This is a genomic window from Pseudomonas sp. Pse35 (assembly GCF_024519715.1).
Lineage (GTDB): Bacteria > Pseudomonadota > Gammaproteobacteria > Pseudomonadales > Pseudomonadaceae > Aquipseudomonas > Aquipseudomonas paracarnis.
This window is the reverse complement of record NZ_JALJRP010000006.1, coordinates 1-14029: the sequence shown is the minus strand read 5'-3', so window position 1 is coordinate 14029 and position 14029 is coordinate 1. Positions and strand designations below refer to the sequence as shown.

Genomic DNA, 14029 nt, shown 5'->3' with positions numbered 1-14029 from the left:
AACAGCTCACTTACAGATATTGCGCCATGATTTCGTCTATACGGCCGCTGTTGCGTAACTCATCCAATGCGGCCTGGAGCCTGGCCACCAGCTCATCCGACACGTCTTTGTTCAACGCCAGGTAAAGCTGCGCACTGTTGAAGCGCAATACCGTCTTGAGCCCGTTCACTCCCACCTGCCGCGCCAGGTAACGCCCAGCAGGATCGCCAGTGGCCCACAGGTCGATCTGGCCTTCCATAAGCTTTTGCGCATTATCCTGGTCACGCAGGGCGACTATCGGCTTGAGCCCCTGCTTGTCCAGGCTTTCGGCAATGGCATCGCCTTTGTAGGCGCCAATCTTGTAGCGGCGCGCTTGCTCCAGATTTTCCAACTCGATCTTGCTGTCTGCCCTGGCCAGCAACACCCAATCGTCCGGGCCGATAGGGCCGACCCATTTGAACAAGGCTTCACGATCTGGCAACCGCGCCATCACAAACACGCCGTAACCTGGCTGTTCCAGGGCGAGCTTGTAGATTCGCTCCCAAGGAAAACGCAGAGTGAGGTTGTAGGAAATGCCAGCGCGCTTGAAGGTTTCGCGCACGATGTCCACGGCAATGCCTTCGATGTTCTCGTCCTTGGCGAAGTTCTTGCCGTTTTTCGCCATGTTGTAGGGCGGGAAATTTTCCGTCAGCAACACCAGGGAGGCGTCAGACGGTTGTTCGGCGTGTGCCGTAGCCACCATGAACATGGAGGAACTGGCGAGGGCGAGCAGCAGGTGTTTGAACATGAAGGCTACCGGAATCCATGGCAAGCGCAGAGAGTGCCGCGAGCCTGCCATGGTGTCCAGCAGCGTTTAGCGCACGACGATACCGCGCGCCGCCATGTAGGCCTTGGCCTCGGGCACGGTGTATTCGCCAAAGTGGAAAATACTCGCCGCCAGCACCGCGCTGGCGTGGCCTTCAAGCACGCCATCGGCCAGGTGTTGCAGGTTGCCAACCCCACCCGACGCGATCACCGGGATGCCCAGAGCATCGCTGATGGCGCGGGTGACGCCCAGGTCGAAGCCGTTTTTCATGCCGTCCTGGTCCATGCTGGTCAGCAGGATTTCACCGGCGCCCAGGCCTTCCATCTTCATCGCCCACTCCACCGCGTCCAGCCCGGTAGGCTTGCGCCCGCCGTGGGTGAAGATCTCCCAGCGCGGGGTTTCACCCGGGCCGGAGACCTTCTTGGCGTCGATAGCCACCACGATGCATTGCGAGCCGAAGTGTTGCGCGGCTTCGCCGACAAACTCAGGGTTGAACACGGCGGCGGTGTTGATCGAGACCTTGTCCGCACCGGCATTGAGCAGATTGCGGATGTCTTGCACGGTGCGCACTCCGCCACCCACGGTCAGCGGGATAAACACCTGGCTGGCCATGCGCTCGACGGTATGCAGCGTGGTATCGCGGCCATCCACGCTGGCAGTGATGTCGAGAAAGGTAATCTCGTCGGCACCTTGCTCATCGTAGCGACGGGCAATTTCCACCGGGTCGCCGGCGTCACGGATATTCTCGAACTTGACGCCCTTGACCACGCGACCGTTGTCGACGTCCAGGCAAGGGATGATGCGTTTGGCCAGCGCCATGGTCAGTCCTCAGCCGTTGTAGGCGTCGCAGTAAGCCTGGGCTTCGGCGACGTCCAGGGTGCCTTCATAGATCGCACGGCCGGTGATGGCGCCGATGATCCCAGGCGCCTTGGCGTCCAGCAGCGACTTGATGTCGCCCAGGTTGTGGATGCCGCCGGAAGCGATCACCGGAATCTTCGTGGCCGCTGCCAGGGCTGCGGTGAAGGGTACGTTGCAGCCCTGCATCATGCCGTCTTTGGCGATGTCGGTATAAACGATGGCGGACACGCCATCGGCTTCGAACTGCTTGGCCAGGTCGATCACTTGCACGGTGCTGATTTCAGCCCAGCCGTCGGTGGCGACGAAGCCGTCCTTGGCATCCAGGCCGACGATCACCTTGCCAGGGAACGCGCGGCAGGCTTCGGCGACGAAGGCTGGGTCTTTCACGGCCTTGGTGCCGATGATCACGTAGCTCACGCCCGCTTTCACGTAGTGCTCGATGGTTTCCAGGGAGCGGATACCGCCGCCGATCTGGATCGGCAGGGTCGGGTAGCGCTTGGCGATGGCGGTGACCACCTCGCCATTGACCGGCTGGCCTTCGAAGGCGCCGTTCAGGTCCACCAGATGCAGACGACGGCAGCCCCCTTCTACCCATTTGGCAGCCATGCTCACCGGGTCATCGGAGAACACGGTGGAATCTTCCATGCGGCCTTGGCGCAGGCGGACACAAGCGCCGTCCTTGAGATCGATAGCGGGGATAATCAGCATCTGGCAAACCTTATTCGATATTCAGCAATGCTTGGGAAATCAGGGTTTCTCAAGCGACCACAAGTCGCTTTCGATGCTTTCGAACCTTTCTTTAAGGAGCGTCTGCGTGTCGAAAATCGCCCTGTTGTAATAATGCGGCGCCACTTCGGTGGTGAACAGCTCAAGAATTTCGGCGACCTCGAACGAGCCCAGCTTGAGCTCGAAGCGGTCTTCCATGAACCGCTTGATCTTGTCGGTAGCCTCACGCTCCTGCTCGGGCGCGAGGTTCAAGATCGGCGGCTTCGGCTTCCTGGCCATTTACCAGCGACCATCCCACGCGGCGAAATTCTGCAGCAATTGCAGGCCATGGGTATGGCTTTTCTCCGGGTGAAACTGCACGGCAAAGCGCGAACCATCGGCCAGTGCGGCGGCAAAATCGACGCCGTAATGCCCGCCACCCACCACCTGGCGCGGGTTACCGGCGGCGATGTAGTAGCTGTGCACGAAGTAGAAACGCGCCATGTCCGGGATGTCGTGCCACAGCGGGTGGTCGACGGTGCGGCGCACTTCGTTCCAGCCCATGTGCGGGACTTTGAGGTGCTCGCCATCTTCATGCAGGTCTTTGCCGAAGAACTTCACCTGCCCTGGAAACAGGCCAATGCAGTCGACACCGCCGTTCTCTTCACTGCTGTCGAGCAAGGCTTGCATGCCCACGCAGATACCGAGGAAGGGGCGGTCCTGGCTGACTTCGCGCACCAGGCTATCAAAGCCCAGGCGACGGATCTCGGCCATGCAATCGCGAATCGCGCCGACGCCGGGGAACACCACACGGTCGGCTTCGCGAATCACGTTGGCATCGCTGGTGATCAGCACCTTGCCGGCGCCTACATGCTCAAGGGCCTTGGCCACCGAGTGCAGGTTACCCATGCCGTAATCGATAACCGCGACCGTCTGCATTACAGGACGCCCTTGGTCGACGGCATTTGCCCGCCCATGCGCTCATCGACTTCCACGGCCATGCGCAGTGCGCGGCCGAAAGCCTTGAACACGGTTTCGATCTGGTGGTGAGTGTTGGTGCCGCGCAGGTTGTCGATGTGCAGGCTGACCAGTGCGTGGTTGACAAAGCCCTGGAAGAATTCCTGGAACAGGTCGACGTCAAAGCCACGGCCCACGTTAGCGCGGGTGTACGGCACGTGCATCTGCAAACCCGGGCGACCGGAGAAGTCGATGACCACACGGGACAGCGCTTCATCCAACGGGACATAGGCATGGCCGTAGCGACGGATGCCTTTTTTGTCGCCGATGGCCTTGGCAAACGCCTGGCCGAGGGTGATGCCCACGTCTTCCACCATGTGGTGGTCGTCGATATGCAGGTCGCCTTTGCCGACGATATCCAGGTCGATCAGCCCGTGACGGGCGATCTGGTCCAGCATGTGCTCAAGAAAAGGTACACCGATATCAAATCGGGCCTTTCCGGTGCCATCCAGGTTGATCGAGGCTTTGATCTGGGTTTCCAGAGTGTCGCGCTCGACAGATGCCTTACGTTCGGCCATCACCAGCTCCGCAAAATCATTGGGCGAAAAAGGCAGCCATTATAGGGGCGCAGGCGCTAAACAGAAACAACGAAGGGGATAAGACTGACGAGTTGGAGCGAGGAATGTCGAGGATAGACATGTGCATACATGTGAGCATGGGCTTATGTGGGAGCCAGCTCCCACACAAGCCCGGCCCCACAGGAGCCGGGCCCACCCTTATTGCGGTGTCAGTGGAACAGTACCGCCGTCTTCTGCAGGGTCACCCACACACCCCACGCCAACGGAATACCCACTACCAGCCACGCAGCAATCGCCAGCGGCTTGCTGGCGGCGGAGGCCTTCCATTCCAGCACAGTGCTCGCATCAGCACCTTTGTCATGGCCCAGCGCCTGTTCGGCGGCAAGTTCCGCGTCGGTCATGAAGTACTTGTCGGCCACCGGGCGCACCAGCAGGTTGCAGATGAAGCCCAGCACCAGCAGGCCGGCGAGGATGTACAAGGTGATGTCGTAGGCCGCGGCGCGTTCAACGCCGATGCTCAACTGGTATTCACGCAGGTAGTTCACCAGCACCGGGCCCAATACGCCCGCAGCGGCCCAGGCGGTCAACAGGCGACCGTGGATCGCGCCAACCATCTGAGTGCCGAACAAGTCCGCCAGGTAGGCCGGAACCGTGGCAAAACCACCGCCGTACATCGACAGAATGATGCAGAACGCGGCCACGAACAGCGCCACGTTACCCAGGTGCCCCAGGTTCGGGATCAGCGCGTACAGGGCAAAGCCCAGGGCGAAGAACACAAAATAGGTGTTTTTACGCCCCAGGTAGTCGGAGAACGACGCCCAGAAGAACCGGCCACCGATGTTGAACAGGCTCAACAGGCCGGTAAAACCAGCGGCAATGGCTGCAATGGAGGCCAACTGGCCCGCATCCAATTGACCAAATGGCACATCAACACCCAGCAACTTGCCGCCGAACACTTCCTGCAGCAGTGGCGAAGCCATGCCCAGGATGCCGATACCGGCCGACACGTTCAGGCACAGCACCAGCCATACCAGGCGGAACTGCGGGGTTTTCCACGCGACATTCACATGCACATGGCGGTGAGTGATCATCGCATTGCTGGCTTTTTTCGCCGGAGCAGTCCAACCCTCAGGCTTCCAGCCGGTTGGCGGCACGCGATACAGCAGTGCGCCACCGATCATGAACACGAAGTAAATCGCCGCCATGACCACAAAGCTCTGCCATACACCGACGCTGGTCGGTGAAGAGAAATGGCCCATCAGCGCCGCGGCCAAAGGTGCACCCACCATCGCGCCGCCGCCAAAGCCCATGATCGCCATGCCGGTCGCCATGCCGCGTTTGTCCGGGAACCACTTGATCAAGGTCGAAACGGGCGAGATATAGCCCAGGCCCAGGCCAATACCGCCAATGACCCCGGAGCCGATCCACATCAGCCAGATCTGGTGGGTATAGATACCCAAGGCGGAGATCAGCAGGCCACCACACCAGCACAGCGCCGAGACAACACCAGCCTTACGCGGCCCGGCGTGTTCCAGCCAGCCGCCCCAGATTGCTGCGGAGCAGCCCAGGAAGATGAAGAACAGGGTATAGATCCAGCCCAGCATGGAGATGGGCCAGTCGCATTGGGACGAAAAGACTTGGGCGATAAAGCTCATGTCCGGCGCGCAGGCCACCGGCGCGGTGATACCCAGCGCCTTGGACAAGGGCAGCCAGAACACCGAGAAGCCGTAGGCCATGCCGATGCACAAGTGGATGGCCAGTGCGGCCGGTGGAACCAGCCAGCGGTTGAAGCCCGGCTTGGCGATGATGCGCTCCTTGGACAGGAACGCAGGCTGTGCGGCGGCATTGCCGGCCACAGTGCTAGTGCTCATTGGTGTTTCCCCCAGTTATTGGTATGCGTCCGTCAGGCGCTCTCTCCCTCGGCCTTGCACGCAAAGCGTGGCCGTTTTGTTGAGTGAAGCTCCCTTTTAGGCGCGACGTTAAGTCGCAGAAGGCGGACGAACGTGCAGAGATTAGCACCAGTGGATGACGGAAAAATCAAACTGCCACTACCTTTTTTCGATTATCTGTATTTTCTTGACGTCAAAATCCCATTTCCGCACCGGTGGATACAATGTAACGATCCGTGAACTGACGCCGGCCTTCGGGCGTTATACTCTGCGGCTAAATTTTGAAATCGACATACAAGGACTCGCCCATGAAAGCGTTCGGCAAAATCCTGGGTCTGGTACTTCTCGGGCTGTTGCTGATCATTGTGGCGCTCGGCTTTGCCCTGACCCACCTTTTCGATCCCAACGACTACAAAGAAGAAATTCGCCAGATAGCCCGCGACAAGGCCCACATCGAGCTGACGCTCAATGGCGATATCGGCTGGAGCCTGTTCCCCTGGCTGGGCCTGGAGCTTCATGAAGCCAGCGTCGCAACCCTGACCGCACCGACTCAACCGTTTGCCGACTTGCAGATGCTCGGCCTCTCGGTGCGCGTACTGCCACTGCTGCGCCGCGAAGTACAAATGAGCGATGTGCGTGTCGAGGGCTTGAACCTGCGCCTGAACCGCGATAAGCAAGGCCACGGCAACTGGGAAGACATCGGCAAGAACCTGCCCGACGAAACCGCCGGTGCCCCCGCTCCCGCGCCGGTCGAACCGGTGGCTGAAACCAAGCCGGAAAAACCGCCGCAGCCGATCCGCCTGGACATCGACAGCCTGACCATCAACAACGCCCGCGTCGAATACACCGATGAACAGACCGGCAAGCAATTGAGTGCCGAAAGTATCCAGTTGAGTGCCGGTGCCATCCACGAAGGCGCCAGCATCCCGCTGAAACTCACCGCGTTCCTGGGCAGCAACCAGCCGCTGATGCGGGTCAAGACTGAGCTGAACGGCAACTTGCGCATCCAGCGCGCGCTCAAGCGTTATCAGTTCGAAGACATGCGCTTGAGTGGCGAGGCTACCGGTGAGCCGTTGCAAGGCAAGACCGTGAGCTTCTCCACCCAGGGCCAACTGCTGGTGGACCTGGCGGCCAACGTCGCCGAATGGACCAACCTGAAACTGGCGGCCAACCAACTGCGCGCCTTGGGGGAACTGAAGGCCAATGACCTGGACAAAACCCCGCAGATCAGCGGCGCCCTGTCGGTTGCCCAGTTTGACCTGGCCAAGTTTCTTGAGAGCGTCGGCCACCCACTGCCTGCCATGGCCCCAGGCAGCCTGAGCAAGGTCGAACTGGTGAGCCGCCTCAAGGGCACGCCCACCAGCGTCGCCCTGGAAAACTTGAACCTGAAGCTCGATGCCAGCACCTTCACCGGCCGCATCGCCGTGGATGACTTCGCCAAGCAGTCACTGCGTGTGCAGCTCAAGGGCGATACCTTCAATGCCGACAATTACCTGCCGGCCAAATCCGAAGCCGCCAAAGGCGCAACCGCCGCACGCCAGGCCGAAGTACAGAGCAGCGAAGCCGGCGCCATGGCGGCAGGCGGCAGTACACCATTGCCGGAAGCGCCAACCAAAGGTGCCTGGAGCAACGACAAACTGCTGCCGCTGACGCGCCTGCGCAGCCTGGACGTGAATGCAGACCTGGCCTTTGGCGAACTGACCCTGAGCCAGTTGCCCATTCAGAACGCGGTGCTCAAAGCCTCTGGCATTGACGGGCAACTCAAGCTCGACACCCTCAGCGGCGGTCTCTACAACGGCACGTTCCAGGCCAACGGCACACTCGACGTACGCCAGGACACGCCAGTGCTGGCCCTGCAAAGCCACATCAAGCAGGTGCCCGTTGAGCGCATCCTGCAGGCCCAAGGGAAAAACCCGCCGGTCAAAGGCCAGCTCACCCTCGACAGTAACCTCAACGGCCGTGGCAATAGCCAGAAGGCCTTGATCGACAGCCTCAACGGCACCGCCAGCATCGTGATCAACAACGGTGTGCTGCTCAATGCCAACATCGAGCAGCAACTGTGCACCGGCATCGCCCTGCTCAACCGCAAGACCCTGAGCGCCACACCAGGCGGCAAGGACACGCCCTTCCAGGAACTGCGCGGCAACCTCACGTTCCGTAACGGCGTGGCCAGCAACCCCGACCTGAAAGTACGTATCCCTGGCCTGACGCTCAACGGCAACGGCGATGTGGATTTACGCGTGCTGGGCATGGACTACCGCGTCGGCATCATCGTCGAAGGCGACAAGCGTGACGTGCCGGACCCAGCCTGCCAGGTCGGCGCCAACTTCCAGGGCATTGAGGTGCCCCTGCGCTGCCGAGGCCCGCTTGAGCTTGGCGCCAAGGCCTGCCGCCTGGACAAGGACGGCCTGGGCCAGGTCGCCCTCAAGGCTGCCGGCAACCGCCTCAACGAGAAGCTGGAAGAGAAGCTCGACAAGGTTAACCCCAAGCTCAAAGACGCATTGAAAGGCCTGTTCAACCGATGAGAAACGAGCAGTTTTCACAAGCGGTGCTGGACTGGTACGACCGCCATGGCCGCCACGACCTGCCTTGGCAACAGGACATCACCCCTTACCGGGTGTGGGTGTCGGAGATCATGCTGCAACAGACCCAGGTCAGCACCGTGCTCAACTACTTCGACCGGTTCATGGCGTCCCTGCCGACCGTCGAAGCCCTGGCCGCTGCGCCGGAAGATGAAGTGCTGCACCTGTGGACGGGCCTGGGCTACTACACCCGGGCGCGCAACCTGCAGAAGACCGCCAAGATCGTGGTGGCCGAACACGGCGGCGAATTCCCCCGCGACGTGGAAAAGCTCACCGAGCTGCCGGGCATCGGCCTGTCCACCGCTGGCGCGATTGCCAGCCTGAGCATGGGCCTGCGCGCGCCGATCCTCGACGGCAACGTCAAACGCGTGCTGGCGCGCTTTACCGCGCAAGAGGGTTACCCGGGCGAGCCCAAGGTCGCCAAACAGCTGTGGGCCACCGCAGAGCGCTTCACACCCTTTGAGCGCGTCAACGCCTACACCCAGGCCATGATGGACATGGGCGCCACCCTGTGCACCCGCAGCAAACCCAGCTGCCTGCTGTGCCCGCTGGAAAAAGGCTGCGAAGCCCACATGCTGGGCCTGGAAACACGCTACCCGATCCCGAAGCCGCGCAAGACCATCCCGCAAAAGCGCACGCTGATGCCCATGCTGGCCAACGCAGAGGGCGCGATCCTGCTTTACCGTCGCCCGTCTACGGGCTTGTGGGGCGGCTTGTGGAGCTTGCCGGAGCTGGACGACCTGCAAGACCTGGATCACCTCGCCAACCAGCACGCGCTGGCGCTGGGCAAGCATCAGGAACTGCCCGGGCTGGTCCACACTTTCAGCCACTTCCAACTGGCCATCGAACCCTGGCTGGTCCAGGTCGAGGAAACCGCCCATCACGTGGCCGAGGCCGACTGGCTCTGGTATAACCTCGCCACCCCGCCGCGCCTGGGCCTTGCCGCCCCGGTGAAAAAACTGCTGAAGCGCGCGGCCGACGTATTGAACGCAGGAGTTTCGTCATGACCCGCACCATCATGTGCCGCAAGTACAAAGAAGAACTGCCAGCCCTGGAGCGCCCTCCGTACCCAGGTGCCAAGGGCCAGGACATCTACGAGCACGTCTCCGCCAAAGCCTGGGGCGACTGGTTGAAACACCAGACCCTGCTGATCAACGAAAAACGCCTGAACATGATGAACGCCGAAGACCGTAAATACCTGGCCGGCGAAATGGACAAGTTCTTTTCCGGCGAGGAATACGCCAAGGCCGACGGCTACGTGCCGCCTGCTCAATAATTGATCAAAAACCAGGGTCTGCACGTAAGCGACGGTAATAATTAAATATTTTTTGAAAACTTGCTTGACGACCCCCTGAAAAACCCGTTTAATGCGCCCCGTTGCCCAGATAGCTCAGTCGGTAGAGCAGGGGATTGAAAATCCCCGTGTCGGCGGTTCGATTCCGTCTCTGGGCACCAAAATACCGAGAAACCCCAAGGAACAATGCGTTCCTTGGGGTTTTTTATTGCCTGCGATTTAATGCGACTCACGCATTTACGGACACGATGTCGCAGCAGGACGATTGAGGGTTATTTTTGGCTGGACTCAATCGTTCAGCCTTTACCCAAATCTCAGTTGTAAGGTTTTTTCATGACCCGCTTCTTGCTTTGCACCCTATTAATACTGACCGCCCTGCTCAGTGGGTGTGCCACGCAGCTGGACGTAGCGATCAACGCGACGCCTGATCCCGACTATCACTTCGACCGACAGGCAACCGTGCTGGTGACATCCACTGGCGGAAGTGATGAAAACTCACTCAATGCTCGCTACTACCTGCGTGACATGGTCCGCGCCATGCAGGACCAGGGCTTTCGCAATGTCTTCACCGACACCACCCTGCCCAAGAACCACGCGCCGATCAAAATGACCGTCACTCTGGATGTCGACAGCAAGCAGGTGACGTATCGCTACACCGCCACCGAATACGGGCAGGTGGCAAAGAGCACCACCACCCAATGCAAGAAGAACAAGAAAAAGACCGACCAACTGACCTGTACCAGTACCCCAAACACTTCCTACGGCCCGGTAGGGACCTCGGAGCGCACCGGCTACACCACGCTCACCACCTTCCGGGTCACCGCTCGTGATGAAGTGAGCAGGCGCGCGGTCTACCTGCTACGGGCGTCTTCCTATAACGACGATTGCCAAGCCGCCAAGGTCGAAGCCTTCCTGGTACAGCAGGGTTTGCAGAATCTGAATTTCCAGGACCGCGTGCAGCGCAATTACACGGTCACGATGCCTGAAAGCTTCCGCTGCAAATAATCATCTGCTCGACAGGCCCTTGGCTCAAGGGCCTCCTTACTTGAGCAAGAACACCATCAACGGGTTGTCATTCAAGCGCCCTTGATAGCTCGGCGCCAGGTGCTCCACCGGCGACCCCTTCAACAGCGCGGTCTCCTTGCGCGACACGATCACCCAGGAGGGCCGGGGCAGCGCCGCCAACTTCTCAAGCTCGTGACGCCCGACAAACAGCGGCTGTTCATCGTGATCCAGGTTCATCATGTAGCGCACCGCCCAGGTATCCCGGGCCAGATCGACAAACACCAAGGGACCTGGCTGCGCCTGGCGCAACGCCTCCACCTGGCTGACAAACCGCCGGGTGTCGAATTGCAGGTCCTTGGCCGGCTCTATCACTGTCACAAGCAACAGCCATTGCGCCACCAGCGCGATCAGACTGAGCCACACCAACCGCCATGCTCGCTGCCAGGCAATCAACGCTGCGGCTTGCAGCACCACCAACACGCCGATCATCAACGGCAAGGAAATCTCCGGCCAGTAGCCCTGTTTATGCCAGGCGTGTCGACACACAAACAACACAACCACGCACAACGCCGGCAGCGCCGCGACGAGCCATTCATAGCAACGGCGCACACCCACCAGCCAGCCTTGCGCGTGAAGCAGCCCATAGGCAGCGACAGCCGCAAACATCGGCACCATCGGCAGAATGTAATAAGCGCGCTTGAAATGCGGTACCGACAGGCCGAGCAGAATCATCAAGCCGCAGCCCCCGAACCGCACCAGCAATTGCAGGTGCTCATTGGCCCAACGCTCGGGCCAGCGATGGCGCAACGCAAACAGGGTCGCGAACGCCAGCGGCACCACCGGGAAGTAGCGGTACAAGCTCAGTTGGAAATAAAAGTAAAACGGCTCACCCGACTCATCCAGACGCCCGCCGACTTGCATCTTGAAGACTTCATCGGCAAACGCATCGCCACCACTGAACCGCGCAAGCTTCATCAGCAGCCACCAGCACGCGGCGAGCAACACCAGGCCGACAACGCCGTGGATCAGCACCTGTCGGACACGCTCCCCCGGCTTGCTCAACGCCCAATACACACACACCACCGCGCAGACTTCAATCAACCCCAGCGGCCCACGTAAGGCGAAACCCAGGATGAACAGCGGGAACACCGCCAGTTGCCTCAACCGTGACCCGAGGCGTTCGCCGGTGTGCAGCAGGTAGAAACTGCCCACGCATAACAATGCAACCATCTGGTCCAGGCACACCGAGCGCGACTTCTCGAGCAACTGGGCGGTGAGCAGCGTGAGCAGCACCGTCAGCAGCGACCAGGCACGGCTGTAGGGCGCCAGCAGGCGATACATCAGCGCGATCACCCCCGCCGACGCGAGCGCTGTGGGCAGCACATTCGCCAAGTGGTTCGGCGCGTCAAACAAGCGCGCGAATAGATAACTGAAGAAGGTCGCAGTGCCGGGGTAATCCGCATAGGGCTGGCCGTAGGTGGTGGGGAAAAGACTCGCGCCATGGCGATACATTTCCTGCAGGAACAGCGCCCAACGCCCGTCAAAACCCTGGGGCTGCTGATCCCAGATACCTACTGTGAACAACAAGAGAGCGACCAGGAAAATACCCAGTGACTCCAGGCGAAAACGGTTGCGGTGATCCATCGGTTGACCTGTCAGGTGGGAAGCGCTGGCGTATGGTGCCGAACGCGCCCCTGAATGGCGCCTGAACAGACCTGAACATTCACGCGGTTACCGACTGGTGGGCCACACCACTGCCGGGATCAGGCGAACGTAGAGCAGTTCGGCAACCAGCTCGATCAGGGTCTGCAGGATCACCACCGTTGCGGCCAAACCGCGCACATCCTCCGGCAGGGCCAGCGCCAATGGCAAAACCACCAGCGAATTACGCGTCGACGCACTGAACGTCACCGCCCGCGCCGTCACCGCTGGCAGTGCGAACAGCCGCGCAGCCCCAATGCCCATCAACGGCGCCAACAATACAAAGGCCACGTAGATTGGAATGACCGGCAACAACAAGTTGATATCTCGCACCACCGCAGTGATGTGCGAAGCGAGCACGACAAACAACACCAGCGCCATCGCCGGCACCGGCAACCACGCCCAGGCGCTGCTCCAAAGACCGATAGCGCTCGAACGCCGCGCAAGCGCGCTGGTGAGGACAGCCAGAAGCATCGGCACCACAATCAACCCCACGAACGCCTCTACAAATGGCCCCGCCGCTACCACCACGCTGGATTGCTCGCCCAACATCAGCCCCAGGTATACCGGCAATAGCAGCAGTTGCAGCAAAAGCAACAGCGGGGTTGCCGCCAGCATCGAACGCGAATCGCCCTTGCCGATATGGGTAAACACCACCACGTAGTCGATACAGGGCGTCAGCAACACCAGCAGAGCGCCCACCAGCAACGCCGGACGCTCCACCAGGCCGCGGGTCAACCCCCACACCAGCAAAGGCACCAGAATGAAATTGGCCAGCAGCAAGGCCGCCATGAATCGCTTGTTGCCCAAGCCTTGGCGCAGCTCAAGAAAGGGTATCTGCAAAAACATCGCATACATCAGCACGGCAATGGCAGGTGTCACCCAAAGGCTGAAGCCCTGCGCCGACAAGGGCCAGAACAGGCCAAACGTGACGGCAACAAAGACGGCAACAAAGTAGATCGGGACCTGATGGTGTTCCAGGGTGTCACGGGTCATGGGCGGGCTCTGGTGGGTCAATAGACTGTCAGCCTAAGTACCCGCGCAGATAAGGTCGAGCACTACAGCAATCATTGCCGCCCGAGAAACCCTTGGGATTTACCCCAACCTGCGCTTCAATACACCCTCCAGACCAGACCCCCAAGGACGTTGAGCCCATGGCCTCGCCAAACAAGCAGCAAAAACGCGCCCACCGGGCAAAAGCCAAGGCCAAGCAAAACCGCACCCAGCGCGCCGTGGCGCACAAGCCGGATGCTTTTGCTGGCGACGACAGCCGCATCGACCTTGAGTCGGTGGATTTGACTGAACTGTTCGTCGAAATGCGTGCCGCTGGCGAGATCAGCCAGCAGGCGCTGTGTGCGGTGTTCCTGGCGCACCCGTTGCTGGCGTTGGTGCTGGAGCAGGAAGGCGAAGAAGAAGCGACCGACTTTATCCTGGCGGCGCTGATCGAGTATCGGCAGTGGGCGACGGACAGCGATGACGAAGCCGCGGCGTTAGCGTGGATTGAGTCGCCGCAGTTCCAGGCCGATTACGTGGCGGCGTCCCAGGCGCTGGCCAACGCCCCCGACTGACACAAAATAAAAATGTGGGAGCGGGCTTGCCCTAATGCCAGTCAGTTAAGAGTTCGAGCAGACAACCAGTGACTTGTGGCGAGGGAGCTTGCTCCCGCTGGACTGCGT

General features: G+C 60.5%; 14 protein-coding genes and 1 tRNA gene. 6 read left to right on the top strand and 9 right to left on the bottom strand.

The annotated features are described in order from the left end of the window. Positions 1-10 precede the first annotated feature (10 nt). The 7 genes from OC445_RS07285 to OC445_RS07255 all read right to left on the bottom strand — a co-directional run bounded on the left by OC445_RS07285 (position 11) and on the right by OC445_RS07255 (position 5753). Positions 11-766: a substrate-binding periplasmic protein gene (locus OC445_RS07285; protein ID WP_198790467.1), complete on the bottom strand. Its 756-nt coding sequence runs from the start codon at positions 764-766 to the stop codon at positions 11-13. A 66-nt stretch (positions 767-832) separates the two neighbouring features. Further along, positions 833-1603 (bottom strand): imidazole glycerol phosphate synthase subunit HisF, encoded by a 771-nt coding sequence (hisF, locus tag OC445_RS07280; RefSeq protein WP_003187786.1) that lies wholly within the window; start codon positions 1601-1603, stop codon positions 833-835. A gap of 9 nt (positions 1604-1612) precedes the next feature. Next, a complete protein-coding gene (hisA, locus tag OC445_RS07275; RefSeq protein ID WP_032894030.1) occupies positions 1613-2350 on the bottom strand; it encodes a 1-(5-phosphoribosyl)-5-[(5-phosphoribosylamino)methylideneamino]imidazole-4-carboxamide isomerase in 738 nt (245 codons plus the stop codon). A gap of 39 nt (positions 2351-2389) precedes the next feature. Next, positions 2390-2647 (bottom strand): DUF2164 domain-containing protein, encoded by a 258-nt coding sequence (locus OC445_RS07270; RefSeq protein ID WP_032894032.1) that lies wholly within the window; start codon positions 2645-2647, stop codon positions 2390-2392. Then, positions 2648-3286 carry an imidazole glycerol phosphate synthase subunit HisH gene (gene hisH, locus OC445_RS07265; protein WP_054897551.1) on the bottom strand — a complete coding sequence of 213 codons (639 nt, stop codon included), beginning with the start codon at positions 3284-3286 and terminating at the stop codon, positions 2648-2650. Beyond that, positions 3286-3882, bottom strand: a complete 597-nt coding sequence (hisB, locus tag OC445_RS07260; protein ID WP_003187781.1) for an imidazoleglycerol-phosphate dehydratase HisB — start codon at positions 3880-3882, stop codon at positions 3286-3288. Before hisB ends, hisH begins: the two co-directional genes overlap by 1 nt. A gap of 209 nt (positions 3883-4091) precedes the next feature. Next, positions 4092-5753: an OFA family MFS transporter gene (locus tag OC445_RS07255; RefSeq protein ID WP_054897552.1), complete on the bottom strand. Its 1662-nt coding sequence runs from the start codon at positions 5751-5753 to the stop codon at positions 4092-4094. A 326-nt stretch (positions 5754-6079) separates the two neighbouring features. On the opposite strand from OC445_RS07255, the gene OC445_RS07250 reads away from it, so the two are divergent. The 5 genes from OC445_RS07250 to OC445_RS07230 all read left to right on the top strand — a co-directional run bounded on the left by OC445_RS07250 (position 6080) and on the right by OC445_RS07230 (position 10652). Then, the gene (locus tag OC445_RS07250; RefSeq protein WP_072445788.1) at positions 6080-8296 is read left to right on the top strand and encodes an AsmA family protein; all 2217 of its coding nucleotides are present in this window, start codon (positions 6080-6082) and stop codon (positions 8294-8296) included. Beyond that, positions 8293-9360, top strand: a complete 1068-nt coding sequence (gene mutY / locus OC445_RS07245; protein WP_072445787.1) for an A/G-specific adenine glycosylase — start codon at positions 8293-8295, stop codon at positions 9358-9360. Before OC445_RS07250 ends, mutY begins: the two co-directional genes overlap by 4 nt. Next, on the top strand, positions 9357-9629 hold the full coding sequence (locus OC445_RS07240; RefSeq protein WP_034125530.1) for an oxidative damage protection protein: 273 nt from the start codon (positions 9357-9359) through the stop codon (positions 9627-9629). The genes mutY and OC445_RS07240 overlap by 4 nt, the downstream gene beginning before the upstream one ends. Positions 9630-9732: 103 nt before the next feature. Beyond that, positions 9733-9808: transfer RNA gene (locus OC445_RS07235), tRNA-Phe, on the top strand. 172 nt (positions 9809-9980) lie between these two features. Then, positions 9981-10652 (top strand): hypothetical protein, encoded by a 672-nt coding sequence (locus OC445_RS07230; RefSeq protein WP_060764861.1) that lies wholly within the window; start codon positions 9981-9983, stop codon positions 10650-10652. Between the two features lie 36 nt (positions 10653-10688). Here the strand turns inward: OC445_RS07230 and OC445_RS07225 are convergent, their stop codons facing one another. Together OC445_RS07225 and OC445_RS07220 are read right to left on the bottom strand one after the other, a co-directional pair. After that, positions 10689-12296, bottom strand: a complete 1608-nt coding sequence (locus OC445_RS07225) for an ArnT family glycosyltransferase (protein ID WP_127880507.1) — start codon at positions 12294-12296, stop codon at positions 10689-10691. Positions 12297-12383: 87 nt separating this feature from the next. Beyond that, entirely contained in the window at positions 12384-13349 is a 966-nt protein-coding gene (locus tag OC445_RS07220) for an arsenic resistance protein (protein ID WP_057975373.1), read from the bottom strand. Positions 13350-13507: 158 nt separating this feature from the next. Between OC445_RS07220 and OC445_RS07215 the strand changes: the two genes are divergently transcribed. Next, the gene (locus OC445_RS07215) at positions 13508-13921 is read left to right on the top strand and encodes a hypothetical protein (RefSeq protein WP_034125526.1); all 414 of its coding nucleotides are present in this window, start codon (positions 13508-13510) and stop codon (positions 13919-13921) included. The last annotated feature ends 108 nt before the right edge of the window (positions 13922-14029 follow it).

What these genes read in the sequence shown, in the direction of transcription:
- OC445_RS07225 (WP_127880507.1), bottom strand. Translation starts at nt 12,296, where the DNA reads ATGGATCACCGCAACCGTTTTCGCCTGGAGTCACTGGGTATTTTCCTG.
- OC445_RS07255 (WP_054897552.1), bottom strand. Translation starts at nt 5,753, where the DNA reads ATGAGCACTAGCACTGTGGCCGGCAATGCCGCCGCACAGCCTGCGTTC.
- OC445_RS07250 (WP_072445788.1), top strand. Translation starts at nt 6,080, where the DNA reads ATGAAAGCGTTCGGCAAAATCCTGGGTCTGGTACTTCTCGGGCTGTTG.
- hisA (WP_032894030.1), bottom strand. Translation starts at nt 2,350, where the DNA reads ATGCTGATTATCCCCGCTATCGATCTCAAGGACGGCGCTTGTGTCCGC.
- hisB (WP_003187781.1), bottom strand. Translation starts at nt 3,882, where the DNA reads ATGGCCGAACGTAAGGCATCTGTCGAGCGCGACACTCTGGAAACCCAG.
- OC445_RS07240 (WP_034125530.1), top strand. Translation starts at nt 9,357, where the DNA reads ATGACCCGCACCATCATGTGCCGCAAGTACAAAGAAGAACTGCCAGCC.
- OC445_RS07215 (WP_034125526.1), top strand. Translation starts at nt 13,508, where the DNA reads ATGGCCTCGCCAAACAAGCAGCAAAAACGCGCCCACCGGGCAAAAGCC.
- OC445_RS07285 (WP_198790467.1), bottom strand. Translation starts at nt 766, where the DNA reads ATGTTCAAACACCTGCTGCTCGCCCTCGCCAGTTCCTCCATGTTCATG.
- hisF (WP_003187786.1), bottom strand. Translation starts at nt 1,603, where the DNA reads ATGGCGCTGGCCAAACGCATCATCCCTTGCCTGGACGTCGACAACGGT.
- hisH (WP_054897551.1), bottom strand. Translation starts at nt 3,286, where the DNA reads ATGCAGACGGTCGCGGTTATCGATTACGGCATGGGTAACCTGCACTCG.
- OC445_RS07220 (WP_057975373.1), bottom strand. Translation starts at nt 13,349, where the DNA reads ATGACCCGTGACACCCTGGAACACCATCAGGTCCCGATCTACTTTGTT.
- OC445_RS07230 (WP_060764861.1), top strand. Translation starts at nt 9,981, where the DNA reads ATGACCCGCTTCTTGCTTTGCACCCTATTAATACTGACCGCCCTGCTC.
- OC445_RS07270 (WP_032894032.1), bottom strand. Translation starts at nt 2,647, where the DNA reads ATGGCCAGGAAGCCGAAGCCGCCGATCTTGAACCTCGCGCCCGAGCAG.
- mutY (WP_072445787.1), top strand. Translation starts at nt 8,293, where the DNA reads ATGAGAAACGAGCAGTTTTCACAAGCGGTGCTGGACTGGTACGACCGC.